Below are 10,662 nucleotides of genomic sequence, written 5' to 3' on the forward strand. Positions count from 1 at the left end.
ATTAGCTGGCCTTTTTTGATTTAACAGAAACGAGGTAAACGCCAGAAAATATTAATAACATGGCTATGATTTTTACAAAATCAACAGTGTCTGCACCCATTATTAAAGCAAAGAGCCCAGCGATTACTGGTTGAAGATAGATAAATATACCAACAGTTGATGCTTTTAGTTTACTAAGTGCTAATGGATTTAATAGATACGTGCCAAAAGTTGCACCTATAATTACAAATAAAACCGAGAAGGTAATATAGGGCGTAAAAGATTGCCATTCTACAGCTTCTAGTTGCCCATAACCAAAAGGAATTAAGATTATGAAACCAAACAAGAACAACCATTTAATGAATGAAAACGGATGGTATACTTCGGTTAGTTTTTTAATTAAAATCACATAAATACTATAAGAAATAGCATTTAAAAGAATGAGTAAATTTCCTAAAAGAACATTATCACCTGCTCTAGCAGATTTACCATATATAGTTAATACTAAAGCTCCGCAAAGGGCTAAAACAATGCCAATGATTTTTAGTACTGTTACTTTTTCTTTTAAAATATAAGCAGACAGAATTAAAATAATAACAGGTGTAATAGTCATTATTGCAGAAGCATGAATTGGTGAGGTGAACTCTAGTCCTTTAAAAAAGAACAGCATGTTTATTACCACTCCAAAGATAGAGGCAGCAAAAAGTTTTGGAAAATCACTTTTTTTAATTTTTTGCTGCGGAATAAAAAGACTAATAATCCAGAATAAAAGTGTTGCGCCAGCGACTCTTAACAATACAAAACCGAATGGTTTAATATAATTATCATTCATTACAGCTTTTGCTATGGTATAATTAATTCCATATAGCAACTGTACCATAAATAATGCAAAAATGGCAAATGCTCTACTATTCATGTATGGCTTGTTTTGCGGCTTCAACAGTTTTTTTAGAATTGCCAATAAAAATCTGATTATTAAACAGTACAACTGGTCGTTTTAAAAACGTGTAATGCTCTAAAATGTAGTTTTTGTAGTCGTTATCAGAAAGCGCTTTGTTTTTTAAATCTAACGCTTTGTAAAGCCTAGCGCGTTTACTAAATAAACTTTCGTAACTATCGGTTAAACTTCGCATTTCTTCTATTTGGTCTTCAGTAATAACCTCTGTTTTTATGTCCTGAAGTTGAAAATCATTAGGTAAATCTAGCTCACTAATAATTCGGGTGCATGTATTACATGTGCTTAGGTAATATATTTTTTTCATGAGTGCTAAAGCTTAACTTTTTTATATTGCAAAGTAAATTTATTTCAGCCTATTATAAAGTATAAAACCTAAATAAAGATTAGTTAACTTTTAGATAGATTTCTGCTTCATTAAAGGGAATTACAAACTCGGTATAACCTTGATTGTAAGAAGCAATTTCATAAACGTTATAGAGTAAAACCAAACCATCTTCGCTAAAACCTATATTTTCAGGTAATTGAAATGGTTTTCCGAAGAAAAAATCTTCCATATTTATAGTGTCATTATCACTCTCAAGAGATTTAATAAAGTGTTTTTTAGCTAAGATTTTAAAGTCTTTTAGGTTTTTGACGATATCATTATGACTTAGTACGGCACCTGTTTTTGCATTAAGATTTAAGAATTTAATTTTATCATTACCATGCGCACCTCCTTTGAATTGGTATGTGTTTATGGTAAAAGTTAAGATGTCTTCAGATTGATAGACTTTTTCTGTTTCAATATGCAATTCCCAAGGAGGGTTTGAAGCTTCATGAAATTCTTTTTTAAAGCGTAAATATTCAGAGTTAAAATCATTTAAGACGGACTCTAAATTTGTTTTAATAGAATCTTCACTCAATGAGGTTATTATAGACTCTTTAATCTTTAAATTTATGGTTTTACTCAATTCACTATTACCAATAGCTTCGTCAAAAGTTACAGATATATCGGCATCGTAATTAGAGTCTATAGAATGCGTTTTAAAAGATACAGGCTTAGATTCAAACTCACAAGAAATGAGTAAGACAAATAATGAAAATAAATATATAAAATGTTTCAAAAAAAGCGGTTTATTAATCACTCATTAAAGGTATAGTATTGATTTTAATAGAACGAATTATAGCATAAATTTGTTGCTATAAGGAAAGTCTTTTTTGTTAAGTTCTAAAATATGACATGAGAAGCTTTGGTGGAATGGTTTCTTTTGTTTCCGAAGTAAATAACTGTAAATAAGCTATAAAGGTTGTAGGTGACGTAAAGATTTTCACACTTGTAGAATCTTTTAGAGGTGTAGAGTCGTTAGCTGATTATTTAGCTATTTAATCTGTTATTATTTTATGTGGAAAAGTGAAATTTTAGTCGATGTAATAAATATATCCAAAGTTGAGCCAGAGATTCCAGTCTTTAGCTTTGTTAGAAGGCATTTTATGGTTTAAGCCGTCTATAAAGTCATCAAAGTAATATTGCCAACGTAACTCTACAAATAAGTCTGAGAGCAAAGTGAGTTTGTACCTTGTGCCTACGCTAGCAACAACAGACCAAGTAGAGCCAGATTCGTCGCTAACAAAAGGGTCACCATCAGAGACTTGATCCCAACCATTATAAAAATTATTATTGTTTAAAATGTTACCATCACCATAAGAAGTCTCAACAGAAGGGTTAAATGAGACATAATGCACACCAGCAGCAGCAAAAGGGGCAAAAGAATAAGCACCAGCAGAAAAAGCTCTAATACTTCTGGGAAAGTACTCTAATTGCATACCTATATCTAAATTTTGAGCTTCACCAGTATGTGCTCTTAGCTTATCAGCATTTTCACTAGTTCTATCGTCATCTACCCATTCTCCAAAATGCTCAAGTGAAGTTTTGTTCCAAGAGATTTCACTTCTTAATTTAAAATGATCGTTAAAATAAGTGTCGGTAGTATAACAGTTACAATCAGATCGATAGGCAAAATTTAGATAATGTACAACACCTAATGCAATTCCAGTATTACCTGAATTGGTGTCAAAATTGTGCCTTACGCCAAAATCAGATTGAAAAGCAACAGCACCTACAAATGCACCTATTTCATGAGAAAACCCCAATTGAGCATAAGTTGTTTGTGTTGAAAAAAACAATAAAAACCCGTATATCAGTTTTTTAAGATGTGTTATCATATAACAAGTGTATGAATTATCTGTCACCGAACAAATATAAAAAAACTCGATGAAATACAAAATAAAACAGACAAAACGCATTTTCTTTTAGGGAGAAGAATTTTATTTCGATACTCAAAAATATTTAAAAAATAAATGAGAATACAAAAAAATAAGATATTATTTTTATAAGATAATGTATCTTTGCGAACTATAAATCACAATTTCTTAATAATTTTTTATATGAAAGATAAAATAGAAGCTTTTTTAGATCTTGTAAAAAAACGTAATGGTCATGAGCCAGAATTTTTACAAGCTGTTCAAGAAGTAGCAGAAACAGTAATTCCATATATTGCGAAGCATGACATCTATAACGGTAAAAATATTCTTTTAAGAATGGTAGAGCCTGAGCGCTTAATTTCTTTTAGAGTAAGTTGGGTAGATGACTCAGGTGAAATACAAGTAAACAGAGGTTATAGAGTGCAAATGAACTCTGCTATTGGACCTTACAAAGGTGGATTACGTTTTCACCCAACGGTAAATGCTAGTATTCTTAAGTTTTTAGCTTTTGAACAGGTATTTAAAAATAGTTTAACAACTCTTCCTATGGGAGGTGGTAAAGGTGGATCAGATTTTGACCCTAAAGGAAAATCTGATAATGAAATCATGCGTTTTTGTCATGCTTTTATGGGTGAGTTATTTAGACATATTGGACCAAATACAGATGTGCCAGCAGGTGATATTGGAGTAGGTGGAAGAGAAATAGGTTTTATGTTTGGTATGTATAAGAAATTAAGAAATGAGTTTACAGGTGTTTTAACAGGAAAAGGACAGTCTTGGGGTGGTTCTTTAATTAGACCAGAAGCAACAGGATATGGTAATGTATACTTCGCAGAAAACATGTTAAAAACTAAAGGTGACTCATTTAAAGGGAAAAATGTAGTTATTTCTGGTTCTGGTAATGTAGCACAATATGCAGCTGAGAAAGCCATAGAATTAGGTGCTAAAGTTTTAACATTTTCTGATTCAGGTGGATATATTCTTGATGAAGATGGCATTGATACAGAGAAATTAAGCTTTGTGATGGATCTTAAGAATAATAAGCGTGGTAGAATTAGTGAATATGCAGATAAATATCCTAATGCTAAATACTTTAAAGGTGAAAGACCTTGGTCTGTAAAATGCGATATAGCATTACCATGTGCAACTCAAAATGAGTTAAATGGTGAAGAGGCAAAAACTCTAGTTGATAATGGATGTATTTGTGTGTCTGAAGGTGCAAACATGCCTTCTACACCAGAAGCAATTCATGAGTTCCAAAAAGCAAAAATATTATTTGCTCCAGGAAAAGCTTCTAATGCTGGTGGTGTTGCTACTTCTGGTTTAGAAATGAGCCAAAACTCTTTACGATTAAGTTGGACAAGAGAAGAGGTTGATGCAAGATTAAAAGATATCATGGAAGATATTCATGATTCTTGTGTTAAGTATGGTAAGGAAGAAGATGGATCAATAGATTATATCACAGGAGCAAACATTGCAGGTTTTGTAAAAGTAGCAGATGCTATGTTAGCTCAAGGTATTGTATAAAAAACTTGTTTTTAAAAAAAATGAGCCTTCATTTCTTTATGAAGGCTTTTTTTATTGCGTTAGTATATTATTAATGGTGTATTATCGTTACTATTAATATATTTGATAAAACAAATTGTAATGAACAAAGCGATCTACAAGGTTTTACTCTTTTTTTTAGCCTTTATCATTTTAAATAAAACTCACTCTCAAGACTTTTCTACATTATGGCAAGCTCATTTTTCTTATAATGATATCGTAGATGTTGTAAGTGGGAATGATAAAATTTATGCTGCTGCTCAAAACGCTGTATTTGAATATAATATCGTAACAGACGAGTTAAAAACGATTACAACTGTTGAAGGGTTGTCAGGTGAGCAAATTACAACCATTCATTATAGTATAGATTTTCAATATTTAATTATTGGTTATGAAACAGGATTGATTGAGGTTTACTCTGAAACTGATGATTCTGTTTTATCAGTTGTAGATATTTTAGAAAAGGAAAATATTACTCCTACAAATAAATCTATAAATCATTTTTATGAATATGAAGGTTTAATTTATATTTCAACAGATTATGGAGTTTCTGTATATGATTTAGAAGGATTAGAATTTGGTGATACCTACTTTTTAGGTAATGGTGGAGCACAAATTATAGTGAACCAAGTAACTGTTTTAAATAATGAAATTTTTGTAGCTTGCTCTAGTAATAATGGCCTCAAGAAAGCAGATCTGAATAATCCAAACCTAATAGATTTCTCTCAATGGCAAACCGTTATTAGTGGTAATTTTGTTAATATAAATACTCTAGATAATCAAGCCTATGCTATAAGACTTAATAGAGCCTTTTACGAAATAACCAACACAAGTTTTACACAATTATTTGTTTTAAGTACGTTGCCTTTAGATACAGAGGTGAGTAGCAATAATTTAATTGTATCTATGAATAATAGTGTTTCTATATATAACCAAGATGCACAGTTAATTAATAGTTTTTCGACTAATGATGATTTTAATACTAGCTTTACTTCTGCAACTCAGTTAAATAATTTTATTTATATAGGTTCTCAAGATTTTGGGGTGTTACAAACATTAACTTCTGATGGGTTTGCATATACAGAAATAAAACCTAACGGACCTTTGTTAAATGAAGTTTATAGACTAAATACAGATTCAGAAACCGTTTGGGCAAGTTTTGGTGATTATACAGAGTCTCTTAATCCATCGCCTTTAAGAGCAAGAGGTCTAAGTTATTTTAATAATGATGTATGGGAAAGTATCCCTTTTGAAAATGTTTTAGGCGCACGTAATTTATCGGAGATATCTGTTAATCCATTTAACCCTAATCAGATTTTTGTAAGTTCATTTCATAATGGAATTTTAGAAATTAATGATTTTGAACCTACAATATTATATAATCAAGATAATAGTGGTTTACAATCTTTGGTTGTTCCCGGAGCACCAAACGCTATAAGCGTTAGGGTTTCAGCATCTACTTTTGATAGAGATGGTGTATTATGGAGTCTTACAGCTAGAGCACCAAACCCTTTAAAATCATATAACCCAAATACAGGAAGTTGGCAAGGGTACGATTTTTCTTCAATTATAGAAAACTCACTGCTTGATGAGTTTGGTTTTTTTGATATTGCTATAGATGATAATGGTACTAAATGGATTGGAGGTTACTCTAATGGGCTTTATGCTTATAACGAAAGCTTATCAAATCCTTTAAAAAATGTTACATCTGAAGAACAAAACCTCCCTTTTCCAAGAGTAACTGCATTAGAGATAGATAATAGGAATCAACTTTGGGTTGGGACTTTTTCAGGATTAAGAGTTTTATATAACACTTCTGGTTTTTTTGAAGATCCAAATCCAACCTTAGGATCTATAATTATTTTAGAAGATGGTATTCCAAGAGAATTATTAGAAGGACAAACCATATCAGATATTGAAGCAGATGGTTCTAATAATAAGTGGGTCGGAACTGTAGATGCTGGAGTTTTCTATTTTTCACCAGATGGGCAAAATACAATCTATCACTTTACAAAAGATAATTCACCTTTACCTTCTAATAGAATTTCAGACATTTCTATAGACCAAAATAACGGAATAGTATATATAGCAACAACAAAAGGAATGCTTTCTTTTAGAGCTGGAGGTTCTAAAACAGAAGAAACATTAGATAATGCTTTTGTTTACCCAAATCCGGTTAGACCAGAGTATGACTTACTTGGATTTAATGACCTTAATGATGTTAACAAAGGAGTAAAAATAAGTGGTCTTACAGAAAACGTTAATATAAAGATTACTGATATTGAAGGTAATTTAGTAGCAGAGGCACAATCTAATATTAATTTAAGATCTGCTAGTGCTAATTATAATTTTGCTATAGATGGTGGTACAGCGATATGGAATGGAAAAAACCTAGGGAATTCTGTAGTGCGGACAGGAGTTTATCTTGTGATGATTTCAGATTTAGATTCTTTTGAAACTAAGGTGCTCAAAGTTCTTATAGTGCGATAAAAAATGCTTTCAAAAAATAATAGCATTGTTCTTTCAAAATTAAAATATAAGGATAACGACCTTATTATAAAATGCTATACACAACAAAGAGGGGTTGTTAGTTATATTTTGAGGGGTGTTTTTAAAACTAAGAAAGGGTATAAAAAGATAGTGTACTTTCAGGTTTTATCGCAATTACAACTCGAAGAAAATTTTAAGCCCAATAGAACGCTTCAGGGTATTAAAGAAGTTAAGTTTAATGTTATATATAAAAGTATTCATACAAATATTTATAAAGGAGCAATAGCATTATTTTTATCAGAGATTCTAGCAAATGTATTGAGAGAAGAGGAGAAAAATGAAGCGCTTTATAACTATTTGGAAACAGCCTTGCAATATTTAGATAGTGAGGATAACTATTCAAATTTTCATTTATTATTTTTATTAAAGTTAACGCGCTATTTAGGTATTCAACCAGAGCATCTTAATATGGATTACCCTTATTTTAATCTTCAATCTGGTGTTTTTCAAGATTCAGATAATGGAATTTATTCTATCTCAGGTAATAATTTAACATTGCTAAAACGCTTATTGGGCATAAATTTTGATGCTTTACATTCTATAAAAATAAATGCAAAACAAAGACAAGAGTTTTTAAATATGTTATTGCATTATTTTGAATTACATTTGGATGGTTTTAAAAAACCAAAATCATTACAAGTACTTAATGAAGTGTTTCATTAAGCTGTTTTTCACGAAAAGATTTTAATGAAGATGTGCATAAAAGAGAAGAATAATATCATTTTTAGTGTTGTTTTGTTTCTTTTTTTACAAGTATCGTTTAGTCAGACCATTACTGTTTTAGAAAAAGGCGACAAAGTGCCAATTTCTGGTGTTGCCTTATACAATTTAAAGAAAACTAAATATGTTGTAACAGATATAGATGGTAAAGCCAAATTAGACAAGTTTAATGATCGCGAAATAATATACTTTCAAAGTCTTTTATATGAAAAATTACAGATTAGAAAGTTTGAAATTACAGAAAATAATCAGGTCGTTTATTTAACACCCAAAGTAGAAGGGTTAAATCAAATAGTAATTTCGGTTTCTAAATTTGAGCAAAGTAAGCGAGATATTCCTCAGTCTATTGTAAGTATAAATTCTAAGGATATAGATTTAGCCAATCCACAAACAAGTGCAGATTTGTTAGATAATTCAGGTAACGTGTTTATACAAAAAAGCCAAATGGGTGGTGGAAGTCCTATGATACGAGGCTTTTCAACTAATCGTTTGCTTATTACAGTTGATGGAGTAAGGATGAACAATGCCATTTTTAGAGGTGGTAATTTGCAAAATGTAATATCCATAGACCCACTATCAATACAAAGCACCGAAGTTACCTTAGGTGCAGGTTCTGCTGTATATGGTAGTGATGCCATTGGTGGAGTAATGAGTTTTTATACTAAAAAACCGCAACTGTCTTATAAAGATGAGTTATTGTTACATGGAAATACTTTTGTAAGATATGCTAGTGCTAACACAGAAAAAACAGGGCATTTTGATTTAAATCTTGGTTATAGAAAATGGGCTTTTTTAACCAATGTAAGTTACACAGATTTTGATGATTTAAGGATGGGAAGCCATGGTCCGGATGAATATTTAAGATCTGAATACGTGATAAGGCAAAACGGTGAAGATGTTATAGTAGAGAATAATAATCCTGAAATTCAAAAACCAACGGCTTATAGTCAAATTAATCTAATGCAGAAAGTGCGTTTTGAACCTTCCGATAATCTTAATTTCGATTTTGGTTTATATTTTACAACTACTTCAGATTACCCAAGATATGATAGATTAATAAGGCCAAGAGGCGAAATACTTCGTTCGGCAGAATGGGAGTATGGTCCTCAGCAATGGTTTATGGGGAATTTTCAGGTAACCAAAACCAGTAGTAGCTCTAACTTATATGATAAAATACAAGCTACAGCAGCTTATCAAAACTTCCAAGAAAGCAGAAAAAATAGAGATTTTCAATCGCCTATAAGAGATGTCAGAGAAGAGAATGTTGATGCAATTTCTTTTAATTTAGATTTAGAAAAGAAACTTAACCAAAAAACAAAAATATTTTATGGATTAGAGTATTTATATAATACTATAGGATCTAAAGGAAGAGAAGAAAATATAGATACGAATACAAGCATTCAAAATATAACACGCTATCCTCACGGAGCTACTTGGCAATCTTTTGCAGCATATACTAGTCTTAAATACAGGCCTAATTCTAAGTTTGTTTTTCAATCGGGTTTAAGGTATAATCAGGTTATAGCAGAAGCAGATTTTACTGAGAATAATACATTTTTAAATCTTCCTTTTAATGATGCTAAAATTAATACAGGAGCACTAACCGGAACAGCTGGTATCACATGGTCTCCAAGTAATATGATTCAATGGAAGCTAAATGCTTCAACAGCATTTAGAGCACCAAATATTGACGATATAGGTAAGGTGTTTGATTCCGAACCAGGTTCTGTTGTAGTACCAAATGATAATCTAAAAGCTGAATATGCTTATGGTGGTGAATTGGGTTTAAAACTGAATTTTGATAATAAGGTTGTATTTGATATGGCAACATATTATACTTTTTTAGATAATGCTTTAATACGAAGAGATTTTGAATTAAATGGTGAAACCGAAATTGTTTATGATGGTGAGTTAAGCACAGTACAAGCTATTCAAAATGCATCTAAAGCATGGATTTATGGTTTTGAAATAGGAGCAGAAATTAATTTTTCTAACACTTTTAAATTACGATCTCAGTATAATGTTATTGGTGGCACCGAAGATAATGATGGAGTAGAAGTACCTGTAAGACATGTTGCACCAAATTTTGGTAGAACACATCTTATCTGGAAAAAAAATAAGTTACTCTTAGATACATTTTTAATTTATAATAACGAGTTGTCTTTTAGTCAATTAGCACCTGCAGAATTGTCTAAAGATTATTTATATGCATTAGATTCTGAAGGAAATCCTTACTCGCCTTCTTGGTATACATTTAACTTTAGAGCCCAGTATTACTGGAATGATAAAATTACCTTAACCGCAAGTTTAGAGAATATTACAGATCAGCGCTACAGACCATATTCTTCAGGTATTTCAGCAGCAGGTAGAAATTTAATTTTAGCTTTAAAGTATTCTTTTTAAAAACAAAAGGTTTCATTTCAATGAGACCTTTTTTTTATGTTCATTTTTAAGAACTTAAGCTTACTTCTGTTTAATAGCTTTTTTACTAATAACTTGCCCATTAGATAAGGTTACTTTAGCGATATAAGCAGCTTTACTAAGCTTAGATAAGTTATATGTTTCCACTGAATTATTTCCTTTAAGGTTATATATCTGTCTTCCTAAGATGTCTAAAATTTCAACTTTTTCTATAGTATGAGGTTCAGTGATTTTTATTTTAACATCAC

9 protein-coding genes are annotated in these 10,662 nt (G+C 31.0%); 4 read left to right on the plus strand and 5 right to left on the minus strand.

Annotated elements, in window-relative coordinates:
• Window position 1 precedes the first annotated feature (1 nt).
• The 4 genes from N4A42_RS07640 to N4A42_RS07655 all read right to left on the minus strand — a co-directional run bounded on the left by N4A42_RS07640 (window position 2) and on the right by N4A42_RS07655 (window position 3,139).
• Entirely contained in the window at window positions 2-895 is an 894-nt protein-coding gene (locus tag N4A42_RS07640; protein ID WP_294072286.1) for a DMT family transporter, read from the minus strand.
• Window positions 888-1,241, minus strand: coding sequence for an arsenate reductase family protein (locus N4A42_RS07645; protein ID WP_294072289.1), 354 nt, complete (start codon window positions 1,239-1,241; stop codon window positions 888-890). The genes N4A42_RS07640 and N4A42_RS07645 overlap by 8 nt, the downstream gene beginning before the upstream one ends.
• A 79-nt stretch (window positions 1,242-1,320) precedes the next feature.
• Window positions 1,321-2,040: a DUF3298 and DUF4163 domain-containing protein gene (locus N4A42_RS07650; RefSeq protein ID WP_294072292.1), complete on the minus strand. Its 720-nt coding sequence runs from the start codon at window positions 2,038-2,040 to the stop codon at window positions 1,321-1,323.
• A gap of 295 nt (window positions 2,041-2,335) precedes the next feature.
• A complete protein-coding gene (locus N4A42_RS07655; protein ID WP_294072295.1) occupies window positions 2,336-3,139 on the minus strand; it encodes a glutamate dehydrogenase in 804 nt (267 codons plus the stop codon).
• Between the two features lie 222 nt (window positions 3,140-3,361).
• Between N4A42_RS07655 and gdhA the strand changes: the two genes are divergently transcribed.
• From gdhA to N4A42_RS07675, 4 genes are all read left to right on the plus strand, one after another.
• Window positions 3,362-4,705: an NADP-specific glutamate dehydrogenase gene (gene gdhA, locus N4A42_RS07660; RefSeq protein WP_294072298.1), complete on the plus strand. Its 1,344-nt coding sequence runs from the start codon at window positions 3,362-3,364 to the stop codon at window positions 4,703-4,705.
• Window positions 4,706-4,825: 120 nt separating this feature from the next.
• Complete coding sequence (locus N4A42_RS07665) at window positions 4,826-7,213, plus strand: ABC transporter substrate-binding protein (protein WP_294072301.1); 2,388 nt, start codon at window positions 4,826-4,828, stop codon at window positions 7,211-7,213.
• Window positions 7,214-7,216: 3 nt separating this feature from the next.
• A complete protein-coding gene (gene recO / locus N4A42_RS07670) occupies window positions 7,217-7,936 on the plus strand; it encodes a DNA repair protein RecO (protein ID WP_294072304.1) in 720 nt (239 codons plus the stop codon).
• A 24-nt stretch (window positions 7,937-7,960) separates the two neighbouring features.
• The gene (locus tag N4A42_RS07675) at window positions 7,961-10,396 is read left to right on the plus strand and encodes a TonB-dependent siderophore receptor (RefSeq protein WP_294072307.1); all 2,436 of its coding nucleotides are present in this window, start codon (window positions 7,961-7,963) and stop codon (window positions 10,394-10,396) included.
• 60 nt (window positions 10,397-10,456) lie between these two features.
• Here N4A42_RS07675 and N4A42_RS07680 read toward each other — a convergent pair.
• The coding region (locus N4A42_RS07680; RefSeq protein WP_294072310.1) for a T9SS sorting signal type C domain-containing protein at window positions 10,457-10,662 on the minus strand (206 nt) is incomplete at its 5' end.

Origin of the sequence: Winogradskyella sp., assembly GCF_025210595.1 — a bacterium.
Taxonomy (GTDB): Bacteria; Bacteroidota; Bacteroidia; order Flavobacteriales; family Flavobacteriaceae; genus Winogradskyella.

Excerpts from the sequence above, each read along its gene's own strand:
- gdhA (WP_294072298.1), top strand. The coding sequence starts at position 3,362 with ATGAAAGATAAAATAGAAGCTTTTTTAGATCTTGTAAAAAAACGTAAT.
- N4A42_RS07675 (WP_294072307.1), top strand. The coding sequence starts at position 7,961 with ATGAAGATGTGCATAAAAGAGAAGAATAATATCATTTTTAGTGTTGTT.
- recO (WP_294072304.1), top strand. The coding sequence starts at position 7,217 with ATGCTTTCAAAAAATAATAGCATTGTTCTTTCAAAATTAAAATATAAG.
- N4A42_RS07640 (WP_294072286.1), bottom strand. The coding sequence starts at position 895 with ATGAATAGTAGAGCATTTGCCATTTTTGCATTATTTATGGTACAGTTG.
- N4A42_RS07665 (WP_294072301.1), top strand. The coding sequence starts at position 4,826 with ATGAACAAAGCGATCTACAAGGTTTTACTCTTTTTTTTAGCCTTTATC.
- N4A42_RS07645 (WP_294072289.1), bottom strand. The coding sequence starts at position 1,241 with ATGAAAAAAATATATTACCTAAGCACATGTAATACATGCACCCGAATT.
- N4A42_RS07655 (WP_294072295.1), bottom strand. The coding sequence starts at position 3,139 with ATGATAACACATCTTAAAAAACTGATATACGGGTTTTTATTGTTTTTT.